General features: G+C 68.4%; 14 protein-coding genes. 5 read left to right on the top strand and 9 right to left on the bottom strand.

Annotation, left to right across the window (positions count from 1 at the left end):
- Positions 1–106: 106 nt before the first annotated feature.
- Positions 107–2,620: an aminopeptidase N gene (gene pepN / locus BGN98_RS11905; protein WP_288121498.1), complete on the bottom strand. Its 2,514-nt coding sequence runs from the start codon at positions 2,618–2,620 to the stop codon at positions 107–109.
- A gap of 42 nt (positions 2,621–2,662) precedes the next feature.
- Between pepN and BGN98_RS11900 the strand changes: the two genes are divergently transcribed.
- The gene (locus BGN98_RS11900) at positions 2,663–3,340 is read left to right on the top strand and encodes a TetR/AcrR family transcriptional regulator (RefSeq protein ID WP_204947050.1); all 678 of its coding nucleotides are present in this window, start codon (positions 2,663–2,665) and stop codon (positions 3,338–3,340) included.
- A gap of 45 nt (positions 3,341–3,385) precedes the next feature.
- Here BGN98_RS11900 and dxs read toward each other — a convergent pair whose 3' ends face one another.
- From dxs to dut, 5 genes are all read right to left on the bottom strand, one after another.
- Entirely contained in the window at positions 3,386–5,365 is a 1,980-nt protein-coding gene (gene dxs, locus BGN98_RS11895; RefSeq protein WP_204947051.1) for a 1-deoxy-D-xylulose-5-phosphate synthase, read from the bottom strand.
- An 86-nt stretch (positions 5,366–5,451) separates the two neighbouring features.
- Positions 5,452–8,289, bottom strand: a complete 2,838-nt coding sequence (locus BGN98_RS11890; protein ID WP_288121497.1) for an aconitate hydratase — start codon at positions 8,287–8,289, stop codon at positions 5,452–5,454.
- 202 nt (positions 8,290–8,491) lie between these two features.
- A complete protein-coding gene (locus BGN98_RS11885; RefSeq protein WP_005049492.1) occupies positions 8,492–9,250 on the bottom strand; it encodes a DUF3159 domain-containing protein in 759 nt (252 codons plus the stop codon).
- The gene (locus tag BGN98_RS11880) at positions 9,247–9,831 is read right to left on the bottom strand and encodes a DUF3710 domain-containing protein (RefSeq protein WP_005049491.1); all 585 of its coding nucleotides are present in this window, start codon (positions 9,829–9,831) and stop codon (positions 9,247–9,249) included. The genes BGN98_RS11885 and BGN98_RS11880 overlap by 4 nt, the downstream gene beginning before the upstream one ends.
- Positions 9,828–10,277: a dUTP diphosphatase gene (gene dut, locus BGN98_RS11875; RefSeq protein WP_051498858.1), complete on the bottom strand. Its 450-nt coding sequence runs from the start codon at positions 10,275–10,277 to the stop codon at positions 9,828–9,830. The genes BGN98_RS11880 and dut overlap by 4 nt, the downstream gene beginning before the upstream one ends.
- 12 nt (positions 10,278–10,289) lie before the next feature.
- On the opposite strand from dut, the gene BGN98_RS11870 reads away from it, so the two are divergent.
- Positions 10,290–10,766 (top strand): DUF3093 domain-containing protein, encoded by a 477-nt coding sequence (locus BGN98_RS11870; RefSeq protein WP_005049489.1) that lies wholly within the window; start codon positions 10,290–10,292, stop codon positions 10,764–10,766.
- A gap of 43 nt (positions 10,767–10,809) precedes the next feature.
- Here the strand turns inward: BGN98_RS11870 and BGN98_RS11865 are convergent, their stop codons facing one another.
- Complete coding sequence (locus tag BGN98_RS11865; RefSeq protein ID WP_005049487.1) at positions 10,810–11,100, bottom strand: DUF4193 domain-containing protein; 291 nt, start codon at positions 11,098–11,100, stop codon at positions 10,810–10,812.
- A 247-nt stretch (positions 11,101–11,347) separates the two neighbouring features.
- Between BGN98_RS11865 and sepH the strand changes: the two genes are divergently transcribed.
- On the top strand, positions 11,348–12,388 hold the full coding sequence (sepH, locus tag BGN98_RS11860; protein ID WP_005049486.1) for a septation protein SepH: 1,041 nt from the start codon (positions 11,348–11,350) through the stop codon (positions 12,386–12,388).
- Between the two features lie 30 nt (positions 12,389–12,418).
- Here sepH and BGN98_RS11855 read toward each other — a convergent pair whose 3' ends face one another.
- Positions 12,419–13,555, bottom strand: a complete 1,137-nt coding sequence (locus BGN98_RS11855; RefSeq protein ID WP_005049484.1) for an alkaline phosphatase family protein — start codon at positions 13,553–13,555, stop codon at positions 12,419–12,421.
- 72 nt (positions 13,556–13,627) lie between these two features.
- Between BGN98_RS11855 and BGN98_RS11850 the strand changes: the two genes are divergently transcribed.
- Positions 13,628–16,072, top strand: coding sequence for a DNA gyrase/topoisomerase IV subunit A (locus tag BGN98_RS11850; RefSeq protein ID WP_005049483.1), 2,445 nt, complete (start codon positions 13,628–13,630; stop codon positions 16,070–16,072).
- 6 nt (positions 16,073–16,078) lie between these two features.
- Here the strand turns inward: BGN98_RS11850 and BGN98_RS11845 are convergent, their stop codons facing one another.
- Positions 16,079–16,741, bottom strand: coding sequence for a response regulator transcription factor (locus BGN98_RS11845; protein ID WP_005049481.1), 663 nt, complete (start codon positions 16,739–16,741; stop codon positions 16,079–16,081).
- 185 nt (positions 16,742–16,926) lie between these two features.
- Here BGN98_RS11845 and BGN98_RS11840 point away from each other — a divergent pair, with 185 nt between their 5' ends.
- Positions 16,927–18,108 (top strand): sensor histidine kinase, encoded by a 1,182-nt coding sequence (locus BGN98_RS11840; RefSeq protein WP_288121496.1) that lies wholly within the window; start codon positions 16,927–16,929, stop codon positions 18,106–18,108.
- The last annotated feature ends 221 nt before the right edge of the window (positions 18,109–18,329 follow it).

The following is an 18,329-nucleotide window of genomic DNA, read 5'->3' as shown; positions in this document are numbered from 1 at the left end:
ATCCGTCGTCACGGATCCGGACGAACGCAACGGAATCGGATGCCGCACCTCGCGGCATCCGATTCCGTTCTTCATGTCCGCGTCCGGTGGCGACGCCGGGGCAGGCTCAGCGCGAGGGCTGTGCCGCCCGCACGCGCAGATCGCGGGCGAGGCCGTCGCGCTGCTCGATCACGAGACGACGGAGGGCCCCCGGCGCGTCCGGGTGATCTCGCAACCAGGCGTCGGCGGCGTCGAGCGACGGGGATGCCGGGAACAGGCCGATCACCAGGCGACGGGCGATCTCGATCGACCGTGACTGCCAGGTGGGCAGGATACGTGCGAAGTAGTCGTCGTCGAAGTCGGCGACCAGGTCACGGCGTCCGCCCGCGCGCACGCCGGCGATCGTGGCATCGAGGTGATCGTTGGTCAGCGTCTCGTCGCTCCATGCCGCCTGCCACGCCGCGGCGCGGACGGATGCCGCGGGGTGAGCGGTCCGCGCGGTCCGCGCGGCCACGCGTCCCGACGCGGTGTCATCGGTGCGCAGCTCGCGTGCGATGTCTGCCTCGTCGGCGTCTCCGCTCGTGGCGAGGGCGATGAGCCACGCCCAGCGGAGCTCGGGGTCCAGCGGCAGACCCGCCGGCGGCGGGATGGCTCCGGACAGCGCTGCCCGCAGGTCGGCGGCGCGGTCGCCGCAGACCGATGTCGCGGTGCCGACCGTACGTGCCCAGATGAGCTGAGCGTCAGAGCCCGGTGTCGCGTGGCTCAGCGCATTCCACGCCGTGTCCAGCCACTGCGCGGCCAGCGGGGCGCGGTCATCATCCGCGGCGAAATGGCCGATCGTGAACGCGGCGCGGGCCGTCGCATCCGTCAGCAGCGCCGCATCCGTCTCCTCCGGCGCATGGCGCGCGACGATGTCGATGTAGCGCCGCGCGGGCAGGATGCCGTCGCGCGTCGCATTCCACAGTGCCGCCCAGATCACGGCGCGCGCGAGCGCGTCGTCGATCGTCGACAGACCGCGGGCGACGGCCGCGGTGGACGCGGCATCCAGACGGACCTTCGCATAGGTGCGATCGTCGTCGTTGGGGACGACGAGGACGACGTCATCGTGCCGGGCCCCCTCGAGCGGCGTGCGCGGTGCGACGACATCGGTCGCGATCTCGCCGCGGCGCACGAGACGCCCGCCCGCGTCGCCGTACAGCCCCACGGTCACCCGGTCGGGGCGTACCGTCGAGACGGCCAGCTCCAGGCCGTCCGACGTGCGCTCGGCACTGAGCTCGGTGACACCGGTCGTCTGCAGCCACGCCGCGCTCCACGCCGCCAGATCACGCCCCGATGCCTCCTCGAGAGCCGTGAGGAGGTCGGGGAGGGTGGTGTTGCCGAAGGCGTGTCGGGCGAAGTAGCGCTGCGCTCCGCGGAAGAAGGCCTCCTCCCCCACGAAGCCGACGAGCTGCTTGAGCACCGACGCGCCCTTTGCGTACGTGATGCCGTCGAAGTTGAGCTTGGCGGCTTCCAGATCAGGGATATCGGCGACGATCGGGTGCGTGGTGGGCAGCTGGTCCTGCGTGTATGCCCATCCCTTGCGCCGGGTGGCGAAGCTGACCCACGCGTCCGGGAAGCCCCCCACGGCCGCGGCAGCATGCGTGCCCATGTAGTCGGCGAACGACTCCTTCAGCCACAGGTCATCCCACCACCGCATCGTCGCCAGATCGCCGAACCACATGTGGGCCATCTCGTGCAGGATCGTGTTCGCTCGGGCTTCGTGCTGCGCGGTCGTCGACGCACCGCGGAACACGTACGCCTCGGTGAAGGTCACCAATCCGGGGTTCTCCATGGCCCCGAGGTTGTACTCGGGGACGAAGATCTGGTCGTACTTCCCCCAGGGGTACGGGAAGTCGAACGCGTTCTCGAAGAACGACAAGCCCCGTCGGGTGATGTCGAGGATCTCGGCGGCGTCCAAGTGAGCGGCCAGCGACGCGCGGCAGAGCACACCGAGAGCGATGGGGGCCTGCGTGCCGCGATGCGTGCCGTCGACGCGATGGTAGGGACCCGCGGCGACGGCGGTGATGTAGCTCGACAGTGGCAGCGTCTCCGTGAAGTGCACGCGCACTCCCCCCGCGACCTCGTCGCGTGAGGCCTCAGCGCCGTTGGACAGCACCTCCCAGCCCGTCGGGGCGGCGACGGTGAAGCGCCAGCGCGCCTTCATATCCGGCTGCTCGAAGCACGGGTAGACGCGACGGCAGTCGGCAGGCTCGTACTGGGTGTACAGATAGGTGGCGTCATCGACGGGGTCGCGGAAGCGGTGCAGACCCTCGCCGGTCGTGCTGTACCGCGCCGCCGCGTCAATGCGCACCACATTCGGCGTCGCCCCATCGGCCACCAGCCCGCGCAGGCGGATGCGCGCACCGTCCCACTCGACCGGTTGCGCACGGTCATTGACGATCACCTCGATGACGCTCTCACCGATGAAGTCGACCCACGTGGTGTCGGTCACGGCCGTGAACGCGAACGTCGACCGCGTGGGAAACGTCGTCACCGCGGCATCCGGGGCTGAACGCAGGTCGAGGTCGACCTCGACGGTGTGCAGTCGGACGCCGGCGGCGCGAGCCGCCGTCTCTTCGCGCGTGAGGTTGGCGGAACTCATTGCTCCATGCTGTCACGCCGGACGTTGTGATATTTTCCGAACATGTTCACTTCTGAAGGGCCTGCGTCCAAAAGCGAACGCACGCGTGGCCGGCTTCGCGAGGTGGCGCTCGCCTCGTTTCGCGAGCGCGGATACGAAGCGACGACCATGCGCCTCATCGCGCAGGAGGCGGGCGTGTCGGTGGGTAACGCCTACTACCACTTCGCCACCAAGAACGACCTGGTCCAGGAGCTGTACCTCGACGTGCAACGCCGCCATCGTGCGGCTGCCGAACCGGCCCTCGCCGAGACGGAGGATCTCGTCGAACGCATCGCCATCGTCTATCGCACCGGGCTCGACGAGCTGACGGCGTACCACGAGCATGCGGCGCAGTTTCTCTCTGCCGCCGTCTCCCCACGCTCGGAGATCAACCCGCTCGCCGAGGCATCCGGCGAGGCGCGCGCCATCACGGAAGCACTCTTCGGGGAGGCGGTGGACGGCGCACGTTCCGGAACCGTCCCGAGCGATCTCCGTCAGGCGCTGCCCACGGTGCTCTTCCTCGGGCATCTCCTGCTGGCGCTCTTCTGGGTCTACGACCGCTCCGACGGTCAGCAGCGGACGCGGCGCCTGCTCGATCTCGGCCTGGCGCTGCTGCGGACGACGCTGCCATTGGCGCGGCTGCCGCTGGTGCGCGGCGTGGTGCGCGACCTGCTCGAACTCATCGCCGAGGCGGGGCGGTGATCGTGCGCACGCGACAGCGGCGCGCGGTCGTCCCCTGACTCCGGCTCAGCCCCGACCATCGCCGTGGTCGGCGTGCTCCGAGTTGTCGGCGCCGCCACGCACGGTCCAGATGGCGCCCGTTTCGGTCGAGGGGCGGGCGATCGGAATGCGGGTGCCGAGCACCTGCGCGACGACGTCCTGCGCGATCTTCGCGGCCGACAGGCCGGCATCCTCGAGGATCTGCTCCCGGCTCGCGTGATCGATGAAGGCGTCGGGCAGGCCGAGCTCGTCGACCGCCGTGTCCACGCCCGCCTCGCGCAGCACCTGACGCACGCGCGTTCCGACGCCACCGACGCGGATGCCGTCCTCGATCGTGATCACCAGGCGATGGGCGGCAGCGAGCTTCACGATCGAGGGCTGCACGGGCACGACCCAGCGCGGGTCGACGACGGTCGCTCCGATCCCCTGGGCACGGAGGCGCTCGGCGACCTCGACCGCGAGCTGCGTCATCGGGCCGATGCCGACGAGTAGAACATCCTCGGCGCCGTCCTGCCACAGCACGTCGACGCCGTCGGAGAGGCGTTTGAGGGCCGGCTGATCCACCGCGACGGCGCCCTTCGGGAAGCGGATCACCGTGGGCGCGTCATCGACGGCGATCGCCTCGTCGAACTCCTCCCGCAACCGCGCTTCGTCGCGGGGCGCGGCGATGCGGATGCCGGGCACCAGCTGCAGCATCGCGAGATCCCACACACCGTGGTGGCTGGGGCCGTCGGGGCCGGTCACACCGGAGCGATCGAGAACGAACGTCACGCCCGCGCGATGCAGGGCCACATCCATCAGCACCTGGTCGAAGGCGCGGTTCATGAACGTCGCATAGATCGCGACCACCGGGTGCAGTCCGCCGAAGGCGAGGCCCGCCGCCGAGGCCACCGCGTGCTGCTCGGCGATGCCCACGTCATAGACGCGGTCGGGGAAGTGCTGCGCGAACGGCTGCAGGCCCGTCGGACGCAGCATCGCCGCCGTGATCGCGATGACATCGTCACGTCGCTCCCCCGCCGCCACGAGTGCGTCGGCGAAAGCGTCGGTCCAGGCGACGGCATCCGAGGAGCCCAGCGGCTCGCCCGTCGCCGGGTCGATCTTGCCGACGGCGTGGAACTGATCGGCCTCGTCGTTGCGTGCGGGCTCGTAGCCGCGGCCCTTCTCGGTGATGACGTGCACGATCACCGGGGCACCGTAGTCCTTGGCCAGCTGCAACGTCTCCTGCAGCGCGACGAGGTCGTGTCCGTCGATCGGCCCGAGGTACTTGATGTCCAGGTTCGAGTACAGCGCCTCGTTGTTGGAGAAGCGCGAGAGGAATCCATGCGTGGCGCCGCGGACACCACGGTAGACGGCGCGCCCCATGGGCCCGAGTCGACGGAAGAAGGATGCCGAACTCTTGCGCAGGCTCTCATAGCCCTCGGTGGTGCGCACCCGGTTCAGATAGCGAGCCATCCCCCCGATCGTCGGAGCGTAGGAGCGTCCGTTGTCGTTGACGACGATCACCAGATTGCGATCGTTGTCGTCGGAGATGTTGTTCAGTGCCTCCCAGGTCATCCCGCCCGTCAGCGCGCCGTCACCGACGACAGCGACGACGTGGTGATCCTTGCGGCCGGTGCGGGTCAGCGCGCGCGAGATGCCGTCCGCCCAGCTCAGCGAACTCGACGCGTGCGAGGACTCGACGACGTCGTGGACGCTCTCCGCGCGTTGCGGGTAGCCGGCGAGTCCGCCGCGCGAGCGCAGGCCGCGGAAGTCCTGGCGGCCGGTGAGCAGCTTGTGCACATACGACTGATGGCCGGTGTCGAAGACGAAGGGGTCGTCGGGTGAGTTGAAGACCCGGTGCAGCGCGATGGTGAGCTCTACGACACCGAGGTTTGGTCCGAGATGACCGCCCGTGCGCGCCACGTTCTCGACGAGGAAGTCACGGATCTCGTGCGCGAGCTGCTCGAGCTGCTCGGTGGACAGGGAGTCCAGGTCGCGCGGACCGGTGATCGAAGCGAGCAGACTCATCCTCCGAGTCTACGTCGCCCAAACGCCGACGCCCCGGCATCGGCGTCCCCTTGCAGGGACCGATGCCGGGGCGTTATAACCGGCGCTCAGACCAGCGAACGCAGCACGTACTGGAGGATGCCGCCGTTGCGGTAGTAGTCCGCCTCACCGGGGGTGTCGATGCGCACCTTGGCGTCGAAGACGATCGTCTCCTTGCCTTCCGGCGAGAACTCGCTGGGGGCCGCCGTGACCTTCACGGTCTTCGGGGTGACGCCCTCGTTGAGCTTCTCGAGGCCCTCGATCGAGACGATCTCGGTGCCGTCCAGGCCCAGCGACTTCCAGCTCTGGCCCTCGGGGAACTGCAGCGGCACGACGCCCATGCCGATGAGGTTGGAGCGGTGGATGCGCTCGAAGCTCTCGGTGATGACCGCCTTGACGCCCAGCAGCGACGTGCCCTTCGCGGCCCAGTCGCGCGATGAGCCCGAGCCGTACTCCTTGCCACCGAAGACGACGAGCGGGGTGCCTTCGGCGCGGTAGTTCTCGCACGCGTCGAAGATGTACGACTGCGGGCCGCCCTCCTGCGTGAAGTCACGGGTGAAGCCGCCTTCGACGATCTGACCGTCGTTGACCGCGGCGACCAGCTCGTTCTTGAGGCGGATGTTGGCGAACGTGCCGCGGATCATGACCTCGTGGTTGCCACGACGCGAGCCGTAGGAGTTGAAGTCCTTCTGTGCGACACCGTGCTCGGTGAGGTACTGCGCGGCGGGCGTGCCGGCCTTGATGTTCCCCGCGGGCGAGATGTGGTCGGTGGTGACCGAGTCGCCGAGGGTCGCCATCACCCGAGCGCCGTGGATGTCCGTGACCGGGGTCAGGTCCATGGACATGCCCTCGAAGTACGGCGCCTTGCGCACGTACGTCGAATCGGCATCCCACTCGAAGATGGGGCCCTCGGGGGTGGGCAGGCTCGTCCAGCGCTCGTCACCGTCGAACACGGTGGCGTACTGCTTGATGAACTGGTCGCGCGAGATCGACGAGTCGATGACCTCCTGGACCTCGTCCGGCGAGGGCCAGATGTCCTTGAGGAACACGTCGTTGCCCTCCGAGTCCTTCCCGAGCGGGTCGGTCTCGAAGTCGAAGTGCATCGAGCCGGCGAGGGCATAGGCGACGACGAGGGGCGGCGAGGCGAGGTAGTTCATCTTCACGTCGGGGCTGATGCGGCCCTCGAAGTTGCGGTTGCCCGACAGCACGGCCGTGACGGCCAGGTCGTTCTCGTTGATCGCCGCCGAGACCTCCTCGATGAGAGGTCCGGAGTTGCCGATGCAAATGGTGCAGCCGTAGCCGACCGTGTAGAAGCCGAGGCCTTCGAGGTCCTTGTCGAGCCCCGACTTCTCGTAGTAATCGGTGACGACCTTGGAACCGGGGCCGAGCGTCGTCTTCACCCACGGCTTCTGCTTGAGGCCCTTGTTGCGCGCCTTGCGGGCGAGAAGGCCGGCGGCGATCATCACCGACGGGTTCGACGTGTTGGTGCAGGAGGTGATCGCGGCGAGCGTCACGGCGCCGTTGTCGAGCAGGTAGGACTCACCTGCCGGTGACGTGACCGGCACGGGGTTGGATGCCGCGGCCGGCGCCCCGCTGGAGATGCGTACGTCGCGCGTCGCGGGCTCCTCCTCGCCCGGGGTGGAGCCCGGGTCGGATGCCGGGAACGAGTGGATCGAGTCGAGGTCGACGATCGAGTTGGACACCGACGGGGTGGTGTAGTTGACGATGTCCTTCTCGAACTGCGTCTTCGCCTCGCTGAGGAGGATGCGGTCCTGGGGACGCTTCGGGCCGGCGATCGACGGCACGACCGTCGAGAGGTCGAGCTCCATGTACTCGCTGAAGACCGGCTCGCTGTCAGCGTCGTGCCAGAGCTTCTGCTCCTTGGCGTACGCCTCGACCAGGGCCACCGCCTGCTCGTCGCGTCCCGTGAGGCGCAGGTATTCCAGCGTGACGTCGTCGATGGGGAAGATCGCCGCGGTCGAGCCGAACTCCGGGCTCATGTTTCCGATGGTGGCGCGGTTGGCCAGCGGTACCGAAGCGACGCCCGCGCCGTAGAACTCCACGAACTTGCCGACCACGCCGTGCTTGCGCAGCATGTCGGTGATCGTGAGGACCACGTCGGTGGCGGTGACGCCCGCGGGAATCTCGCCCGTGAGCTTGAAGCCCACGACGCGGGGAATGAGCATCGAGACGGGCTGACCGAGCATGGCGGCCTCGGCCTCGATGCCACCCACGCCCCAGCCGAGCACGCCGAGGCCGTTGACCATGGTGGTGTGCGAGTCGGTGCCCACACAGGTGTCGGGGTAGGCGCGCAGCACGCCGTCGCGGCCCGTGCGGTCGTAGATGACCTTCGCGAGGTGCTCGATGTTCACCTGGTGGACGATGCCGGTTCCCGGCGGGACGACCTTGAAGTCGTCGAACGCGGTCTGGCCCCAGCGCAGGAACTGGTAACGCTCGCCGTTGCGCTCGTACTCGATCTCGACGTTGCGCTCGAGCGCGTTCTCGGTGCCGAACAGGTCGGCGATGACGGAGTGGTCGATGACCATCTCCGCCGGCGACAGCGGGTTGATCTTCGCCGCGTCGCCACCGAGGGCCGTGACGGCCTCGCGCATGGTGGCGAGATCGACGATGCAGGGCACGCCGGTGAAGTCCTGCATCACGACGCGCGCCGGGGTGAACTGGATTTCGGTATCGGGCTCCGCATCGGCATCCCAGTTGCCGAGGGCCTCGATCTGCGACTTCGTGACGTTGGCGCCGTCCTCGGTGCGAAGGAGGTTCTCGAGCAGCACCTTCAGGCTGAACGGGAGCTTCTCGTACCCGGCGACGGTGTCGATCCGGTAGATCTCGTAGTCGGTGCCACCGACCGTGAGGGTGCTCTTGGCTCCGAAGCTGTCAACAGTGGACACGTCTGCTCTCCTTCGTTGGGAGTTCCTGAGGCCGCGGGCTCAGTCGGTCGGCGGGGTCAGGGTCGGGCATGGACGGCCGTCGCCTGATTCTCCATCATCCCCGCCGCCGCGGCGGCGGGCTAGTGAGGTTGTCCTTACCCGCGGATGGCGCCTCTGGCGCATCACGGGCGAAGGAATTTATCTTGATGTCAAGATAAATCTATCACGCCTCGGATGCCGCGCTGGCGTCGTGGTGGCGCGGATAGACCGCCCGCACGGCCAGCCAGGTGACGGCGACGAGCGGGGCGAACAACGGCAGTCCCATCACGAGCTTCAGGGTGCCGAGCGTGGTGACATCGCCAGCGAAGTAGAAGGGAAGCTGCACCGCGAGGCGCAGGTAGAACAGTGCGGCCCAGGCGATCGCCAGCCAGAAGAACACCCGGCGCTTGCGCGGATCGCTGCGCCAGCGTGTGCTCTCGTTCATGAGGAAGCCGACGGCCAGTCCGATCAAGGACCACCCGACGAGAGCCGAGATCAGAAACGCAGTCCCGTAGACAGCGTTGGTGATGAGGCCCGGGACGAAGTTGTCCTGTCCTCGGCCGGTCCACAGTGCGAGGGCGGCGGCGGCACCGGTGGCGATGAGTCCTCCCAGTGCGGCACTGACGGGCGAGCGCTGGATGAGGCGGACGATCGTGAAGATCGCCGCTGCGCCCACGGAGATCGCGAGCGAGAGCGTGAGGTCAGCCGTGGTCGTGAACAGGATGACGAACGCGAGTCCGGGCAGCACGCTCTCCAGCACGCCTCGCCAGCCGCCCATGGCGGCCCAGACGACGTGTCCCGTGTGCGACTGTCGGGACGGATCGAGGCCGGCCCGTCGCGCCGCATTGCCCAGTGCGCTTCCGAGAAGATCCGACGCCGACGGCGGTGGCGGCGTGAGCGGATCGGATGCCGCGTCCTCGGGCTCCTGCGCGGGCGAGCTCATGCGGTGCCGGGGGCGGCGGGCATCTTCAGCGGGATGAGATCGCGCGGCGGCATGGGGCTACCGCCGCGCACCACGACGATCGAGCGGAAGAGATCCTCCACACGCGCAGCCGCCTCGACGTCGGTCGTGGCCGCTCCCCCGATCACACCGCGCAGGAACCAGCGGGGTCCGTCTACGCCGACGAACCGTGCCAGGCGCTTGCCGGCCACCGCGTCGGGCCCGCTCACCACGGGAACCTCCGCGAGCAGTTCGGCGCCGAGCGGGCCGTGGCGCTCCTCCACGCGCCCGCCTTGCTGGCGGATCTGCTGGCGGATCTGGTCGCGGGTCTCTTCCCACAGTCCGCTGGAGCGCGAGGCGGCGAACGGCTGCACCTGCAGGGTCGAATCGGCGTAGTCGAGCCCGACCGCGACGATGCGCTTGGTCTGCTCCTCGACTTCGAGGCGAAGGTTCAGTCCCTCGCGCGGGAGCACCTTGATGCCACCGAGATCGATGTAGGGGCGAACGGGGTTCGCCTCCGCCTCGTCGAAGGGCCCCGTCGACGCGCGGTCGCCTGTGCCGGTGGGCTGCAGTTCATCGCTCATGCGGTGACTCCTGTCTGATAGCCCGTCGAGCCGAACCCGCCCTCGCCGCGTGCGGTGTCGGGCAAGTCGTCGACGGGGAGGAAGCGGACGCGCGGGACGGGCATGACGATGAGCTGTGCGATGCGGTCGCCCACGGCGATGTCGTACGCCTCGCGCGTATCGGTGTTCAGGAGCGCGACCTTGATCTCACCGCGGTACCCCGCGTCGATCGTTCCGGGCGCGTTGACGATGGTGATGCCGTGCTTCGCGGCCAGACCGCTGCGGGGCACGACGAAAGCGGCGTATCCGTCCGGCAGGGCGATGCGCACGCCCGTGCCCACCAGTGCGCGGGCGCCCGGTTCGAGTCTCACGCTCTCGGAGGAGACCAGATCTGCGCCGGCGTCGCCGGGATGTGCGTAGACGGGAACCTGCGGCGCGATAATGGGAACGTCCACGGATTCGATCACTCCACGAGGGTAATGCACATCGCCGCTCCAGCCGCTCCCGTTTCCGACGTCCGCTACCGCGAACGGCTCAGTCCGTCGCTGTGGACGCTGCTCAGCTCGGCGGTGGTGGCGCCGATGGTCGCACTGGTGTTCGTCCCGCTGGATCCGACCATCGCCCTCGCCGCGGGAATCGCCGTGGGTGCGGTCCTGATCTGCCTGCTCGTCTTCGCGTCTCCGGTCGTGGAGGTGCGAGGCGGCGAGCTGCGAGTCGGTCGCGCGCATATCCCGGTCGATCAGCTGGGCACCGCCGAGCCGTTGTGGGCAGACGAGGCGCGTGCTGCGCGTGGTCCTCAGCTGTCCGCGAAGGCATGGCACATGTTCTGCGGCGGGATCGACCCCGTGGTTCGCGTTCCCGTCCTCGATCCCGGCGACCCCGTCACGGAGTGGGTGTTCGCGACGCGCACGCCTGACCGGGTGGTCGCCGCGATCACGCGTGCGCAGTCGCGCTGAGATCAGCTCGACAGCGGGATCGGCTCTGCGGGGCCGAGGGTTCTCAGGCGCACTCGATGCAGACGGCGCCGCCCGCGATCTCGTGGTCGATCTGGGTGCGGTGCTTCACGAGGAAGCACTCGACGCAGGTGAATTCGTCTTCCTGCGGCGGCAGGACGACCACGTCCAGCTCCAGGTCGGAGAGGTCGGCGCCGGGCAGCTCGAAGCCGGAGGGGTTGTCGGCATCCTCGACGTCGACGGCCCCGGACATCTTGTCGGGAACGCGCTCCTTCAGAGCCTCGATCGACTCGCTGTCGTCGTCGGTCTTACGGGGGGCGTCGTAATCGGTCGCCATGCTCTCAACTTCCAGGTGTGTTGCCAAAGTGCCGACTCGCGGCCGGGGGGACCGACGTGGGGCGGCGATAGTTTGCACGACGGGTTCGGATTTCGCAAATGATCGTCGTGTGCGTGCCCGCTTCCGGCGGGTGCGTCGCATGGAACTCGCGGCGCGCCCGCGATATTCCCGAGTGCGGCGAAGTGCTGTGACAGCATGGCCCCGGCAATCGAATCGTGCCCGAACAGGGAACGGGAGGGTGTTTCGCATGGAACAGCTCAAGGTGATCGGAACCGAGGAAGGTGTCCTCGTTCTCGCCACGGAGTCCGGCGAACGGTACGCGCTGCCGATCGACGAGACGCTGCGCAGCCAGCTGCGCCGCGCACAGCGCGACAACGAGCCGCGTGCAGCGCGACCGAGCCCTCGCGACATCCAGGCGCATATCCGTTCCGGTATGTCGGCGCAGGAGGTCGCGGAGCTGCTCGGCGCTCGTCTGGAGGACGTGCAGCGCTTCGAGCGTCCCGTTCTCGCCGAGCGTGAGCACATCGTGGGCCAGGCGTTGGCCGTCCCGGTGCTGATCGCGGGAGAGCTCGATGCCGCGGCGCAGCCGACGTTCGGTGTCGCGGTGCGGGCCAAGCTCGCCGAAGCGGGCGCGAGCGGTGAACGGTGGACCAGCTGGAAGGACGAGGACGGCTGGGTCGTCAAGCTCGAGTTCACGGCGAACGAGGTCGACCACGACGCACGGTGGGGCTTCGACCCGCGCCGCAGCAGTCTCGCTCCGCTCAACGCCGATGCGACCCAGCTCTCTCGTCAGGGGTCGCTCCCCGAAGGACTGATCCCCCGCCTGCGCGCGCTCGATGCGTCGCCGCTGAAGGATGCGTCGCGGTTCGACTCCGGTGCGTTCGTCCCGCGGCGTCTGGACGCCGATTCCCTCGCTCCCGAAGCGGACATCACGCGGCCGGACGTGCGCGTGCCCGTCGCGCCCGCGGTTCAGGATGCCGCGATCAAGCGCGCTCCCGACCACGCGGTCACATCGGCCGAGACAGCAGACCTCCTCGAGGCGCTGCGCCGCCGTCGCGGCCAGCGTGAGCCCATGCCCGCGGAGGAGTCGGCCACGGAGCGTCCGCACTCCCCCGTGGCCCTGTTCGACGCACTCGAGCCCGGCTACGACGAATCGGCGACGGATGCCGAGGACTCGGCATCCGCGATGGAAGACACCGTCATCAGCGATTCGTCTCGCCGCAAGGGGCGCACCTCGATGCCGTCGTGGGACGAGATCGTCTTCGGAGCGCGCACCGAAGACGGGTGAGTCGCGTCGAGGTCGGCGCGGGACGGATGCTCAGCCCTTCGCGAGCGCGCCGAGTCTGATGAGCGGGACGATGCGTTCCTGATCGGTCAACGATCCGTGCTGGCCGATCATCCGCTGTGGCTTCTTGTCGGCCAGGCGGTCGTCGTAGTAGGCCACCGCGCTGCGGGCCGCGACGAGCACGTCGCCGATGCGGGGGCGGACGTCGGGGTGCACCGCGGCGCCGTACAGGCCGGCATCGATCGCTTCGTCGCGCGTCATCACCCACGAGCGCGACTGCTCGGCCTCACTCCAGCGCTCCGCGACGGCGCGAGACTCGCGGTCCTCCGTGTAGAGCTGCAGCATTCGAGGCTCCCCCGCCACCAGCCGCACACCCTGGAGCAGCGGATCGCCGTCCCGCAGCAGCACCTGCCGATGAGCCGGCACGTCGACCATGCCGTGGTCAGCCGTGACGAGGGCGCCGACACCCGGGGCGAGCTGAGCGTCGAACCGGCGAAGGTCCGCGTCGAGCTCCTCCAGTCCTTGCAGCCACTGCGCGGACTCCCACCCGTAGGCGTGTCCGAGGGTATCGAGCTCCGGGATGTACACGTAGACCAGTGCGCCGGGGTGCGCGGCCGCGCGCGCCGCGGCAGCGGCGAGACGCTCGGACGGCGTCGCGGCGGCGACGAACTCCGCCCCGCGCTGGATCGCCTGCGTGAAGCCGCTGTCGCGATACAGCCCCTTGGTCACCACGAAGGTGGGACGTCCGGCGTGGGCTTCCCGTTCGAGCAGGGGCGCCGAGCGCTGCCAGGTCATCGGGTCGAGTCCGTCGCTCTCCCACCCCTTGAGCTGGTTGGGCGCGATATCGGTCCCCGGGATACGGGCACGGTATCCGACGATTCCGTGGGCGCCGGCGTCGGTCGCCGTGAGAAGCCCGGTGAGGGCCGTGGCCGTCGTCGAGGGAAAAGTGCTGCGCGCGGCATCCTTCTTCGTCATCGCGCCCGTCAGAAACCGGGCGTGTCCGGCCCGGGCAGTGAGGTTCCCGCGACCGAGACCGTCGACGAGGATCAGGATCGCCGATCGGGCCGGCGCGAACCAGTCACCGTCGCCCGTCAGCGACGCAAGCAATTGCGGCACGATGGCGGTGAGGCTCCGGGCTGTGGGCGGGTCCGCGGGTAGGCTGAACGACATCGGGGCCAGTCTCGCACATGGCGCGCGGCCCCACTTCCCGGCCCACCCGAGCACCGAGGGAACCGCAGATCCATGGCAGCTTCGCGCACCGCGTCCATTCCTGAAGACCACGGCCGCATCGAGGATGTCGATGTCTCCGCCGAGATGCAGGACTCGTTCCTGGAGTACGCGTACTCGGTCATCTACTCGCGCGCTCTCCCCGATGCCCGCGACGGTCTCAAGCCGGTGCAGCGGCGCATTCTGTTCCAGATGGCGGACATGGGGCTGCGGCCCGACCGCGGGCACGTCAAGAGCGCCCGCGTCGTCGGCGAGGTCATGGGAAAGCTGCACCCGCACGGCGACTCGGCGATCTACGACGCCCTCGTGCGCCTGGCCCAGCCGTTCGCGCTGCGGGTGCCCCTGGTCGACGGCCACGGCAACTTCGGCTCGCTCGACGACGGGCCCGCGGCGGCTCGTTACACGGAGGCGCGCCTCGCTCCCGCCGCCCTCGCCCTCACGGAGAACCTCGACGAGGACGTCGTGGACTTCGTCCCGAACTACGACGGGCAGTTCCAGCAGCCGGCGGTCCTCCCCGCCGCATTCCCCAACCTGCTCGTCAACGGCGCCTCCGGCATCGCGGTGGGCATGGCGACCAACATGGCTCCGCACAACCTCAACGAGGTCGTCGCCGCCGCGATCCATCTGCTCGAGAACCCCGACGCCACGACGGCTGAGCTGATGGAGTTCGTCCCCGGACCGGACCTCCCCGGCGGCGGCATCATCGTCGGACTCGACGGCATCACCGAGGCCTACGAGACCGGACGTGGAACCTTCCGCACGCGTGCCAAGACATCGATCGAGTCGCTCGGCCCCCGCCGCACCGGCATCGTCGTGACGGAGCTGCCGTACATGGTGGGCGCCGAGCGCGTCATCGAGAAGATCAAAGACGCGGTCAACGCCAAGAAGCTCACGGGCATCGCCGACGTCAACGACCTCACCGACCGCAACCACGGCCTGCGCCTCGTCATCGGCATCAAGACCGGCTTCGATCCCGCAGCCGTCCTCGAGCAGCTCTACCGGCTCACGCCGCTCGAGGACTCGTTCGGCATCAACAACGTCGCCCTCGTGGACGGGCAACCGCAGACCCTCGGTCTCAAGCCGCTGCTGCGGGTGTACCTCGATCACCGTATCCAGGTCGTGACGCGCCGCAGCCGCTACCGCCTCGCGCGCAAGCAGGAACGCCTCCACCTCGTCGAGGGTCTTCTCATCGCGATCCTCGACATCGACGAGGTCATCCAGGTCATCCGCGCCTCCGACGACACCGAGCAGGCGCGAGCGAAGCTCATGAGCGTCTTCGAGCTGTCGCAGGTGCAGGCCGAGTACATCCTGGAGTTGCGCCTGCGGCGTCTCACGCGTTTCTCCCGCATCGAGCTGGAGTCCGAGCAGGACACGCTCAAGAAGGAGATCGCCGACCTCCAGGCTCTGCTGGCCAGCGATGTGCTCCTCCGGCAGCACGTCGCCCGAGAGCTGGATGCCGCGGCCGAGACCTTCGGCACACCCCGCCGCACCCTTTTGCTCAACGGCGGACCCGTCGCAGCGCGCTCACGCAGCGCCGCAGCGGCAGACCTGCAGATCGCCGACTCCCCCTGCCGCGTGCTCCTGTCCGCGACCGGGCGGATGGTGCGCGCCGAACTCGGCGAGTCCGGCGAGATCGTCGCTCCGACGCGGCGGGCGAAGCACGACGGCATCCTGTCCGCTGTCGACACGACGACGAGGGGCGAGCTCGGTGCAGTGACAACGCGCGGCCGGCTGGTGCGCTTCTCGCCCGTCGATCTGCCGTCGGTGCCGGCCAATGCCGTGCAGCTCGCAGCGGGCACCCGCGCCGACCCGTACCTCGGTCTGGGATCGGGTGAGCACGTCGTGGCCGTCGTGCCGTTGGGTGACGTCGTCATCGCGCTGGGCACCGCACAGGGAGTCGTCAAACGCGTTGCGACCTCGGAGCTCGCGCCCGGAAAGCACGAGGCCGAGATCATCGCGCTGAAGGACGGAGACCTCGTGGTGGGCGCTGCCGTGGCCCCCGACGGCGCTGAACTCGTCTTCGTGGCCTCCGACGCTCAGCTCCTGCGCTTCGATGCTGCGAGCGTGCGACCGCAGGGCCGCGCGGCGGGGGGCATGGCCGGAGTCCGCCTGAGCGCGGGAGCCTCCGTCGTGGCCTTCAATGTGGTGACCGAACCGGCCGATGCCGTGGTCGTCACGATCGCCGGTTCATCCCAGGCGATCGCCGGAACCGACGCGGGCAGCGCGAAGGTGTCGCTGTTCGAGGAGTTCCCGCCGAAGGGCCGCGCCACCGGCGGTGTGCGCGCCCAGCGCTTCCTGAAGGGCGAGGACGTCCTCACCCTCGCCTGGGTCGGTACAGAGCCCCGTGGGCTTGCTGCAGACGGTGCTGTGCGCACGCTGCCGGACGCGGGCGCGAAGCGGGATGCGTCCGGTCACCCGCTGGATGCCGTCGTCGCTGCCGTGGGCGCGGCGATCGCCTGACGAGCGTCAGCCCAGGGACACGAGACCGTACTGGGTCGCACGGATCAGCACTTGGATGCGATCGCGCACACCCCACTTCGCCGTGATGCGGCCGAGGTGTGACTTGACGGTCGCCTCGGACACGAACATGGCGGCGGCGATCTCGGCGTTCGACATTCCCTGGGCAAGAAGGGTGACCACTTCGAGCTCCCGTTCGGTGAGCTCCTCCTCCCGGCCCAGCTGGCGCGGCGCGGGAGGTTCGTTCTGCTGCACCGAGCTGACGAGTTCTTTCGCGACGCGTGGCGACAGCACGTAGCCGCCCTCGTGAGCCAGGCGCGCGGCGTCGAGGATGCGGTCGGGCGACGTGTCCTTCACCAGGAAGCCCGCAGCGCCGGCACTGAGCATCGGGACGATGACGCGCTCCGAGGAGAACGTGGTCAGCGCGACGATCTTGATCCCGGGAAACTCCCGGGTGAGGCGCTGGGTCGCCTCGATGCCATCCATCTTGGGCATCTGCACGTCCATGAGCACGACGTCGGGGTGCGTGCTGCGCACCAGCGCGATGGCGTCGATGCCGTTGTCGGCCTCTCCGACGAGATCGAACCCGTCCGAAGAGTCCAGGAAGACGCGCAGTGCAGCGCGCACCAGCGACTCGTCGTCGACGATGATCACGCGAATCGGTTGGGTCACAGCACCATCTTACGAACCGCGCGTTGTCCCCTCTTCCGTGCGATGTCGACAAAAGTCGCTATTGATGTAGCCATACGTCGGTCGTGCGCGATGACCTCTGTTTGAAGAATCGATTCGAGAGATTGCAGGAGGTGAAACACATGTGGTACTGGATCGGTCAGCAGCTGGGCATCTGGAAGTAAGTGATGGTGGGTTCGCGAGATAATCGCGAGGTGACCTCCGTCCGAGACAACGTCCTCCGCTACGTGCGGACGCCCTTCTGGGCGTATCAATCGCTGAGCCCTGTGGTTCGGCGACTTGTCATCATTCTCGTCGTTACGGCGATCGTGATCGACTCCCTTTTTCGAGCGACCGTGGGCGGCGCGAGCAGCATAACCTCGGCGATCGTGACCACCAGCATCACGCTGGCCGTCGGGATCTTCGTGTGGCGTCCTCCGGTGGCTACCATAGTTCTTATCGCTGCGGCAGCCGTGGCCGGTGCGGCGGGGGTTGCGGACAGCCTGATTGCCGGTGCGGCGATCCTGGGACTTGTCAGCTACACCTGCAGCGCAGCGCTGACGTTGCTTTACGCGGTTTCGCTCGGTGGATGGCTACTAGCGGTTCTCGGCAGACCCGAGTCCGGCTTCCAACCTCTAGGCGGATTAGTCATAGCACTTCTCAGCCTCGTGAGTCTCCTGATCGGGCTGGCGATTCGGCGGCAGTTCGAGAGGGCACAATCTTTGGCATTGCAACTCGAAGTGAGCGAGCGAGAGGTCGCGGAGCAGCTCAAACACGAACGAGACCTCATCGCCGACGAACTGCACGACATCGTCGCGCACGAGATCACCATCGTCGCTCTGCACGCCGCGGTCTTGGACCGCACCGAAGACATGCAGACGCGGTCGCAGTCGCAGACGGCGATCCGCGAAGCGGCGGTTCAGGCGCTCACCGACATCCGTCGCGTGCTCGGGATGGTTCGAGGTGAAGAGAACCTCTCCCCCGAACGCGTGTCTTCGCCGGACGGGATCACGGGCACCATCGCCGCCGTCACGAAAGAACTCGGACAGGCGGGCATTGCGGTGACCGCGGATGTCCCCTCTGACCTGCGGCTGCCGAGTGCATCCCTCGTTGCTCTCACCCGCGTGATCCGCGAGAGTGCAACGAACGTGCTCAAGCACGCCACCGGCGCCCACACCGTCTCCATCGTCCTTCGGGTCGAGCGTGGTTGGGTGCACCTCACCTTTGCCGACGACTCGCCGCCTGCCCGCACGTCGGGTTACGGCATCATGCGTCTTCGTGAGCGCTTCCGACTTTTCGGTGGCACTTTCGAATCGGAACGAAAGTCCCAGGGCTGGGTCGTCAGCGCCTCACTCCCGCTCTCGGGCTGATCAGCACGACATTTCAGCGCGCAGCGTCAAAGTAGACGAAAGTCGCAGTCGAATCCGCCGATGGTTCACGTTGGCGGCGCCTATGCGCGCCTAACCTTTTGCTAGCCGAAGAACTGATCCCCAGTCGGTTCTTCACAGGGCACGGCGCGAGACGTCCGTGATTTCGGGGACGAAGAGACCGTTCGGGGCTCGACGTCATCCGGATGTCCCCCGTAGCCGCG

The sequence above is a fragment of the Microbacterium sp. 69-7 genome (genome assembly GCF_001897985.1).
In the GTDB taxonomy this organism is placed as follows: Bacteria; Actinomycetota; Actinomycetes; order Actinomycetales; family Microbacteriaceae; genus Microbacterium; species Microbacterium laevaniformans.
This window is presented reverse-complemented; position numbering and strand designations above follow the sequence as displayed.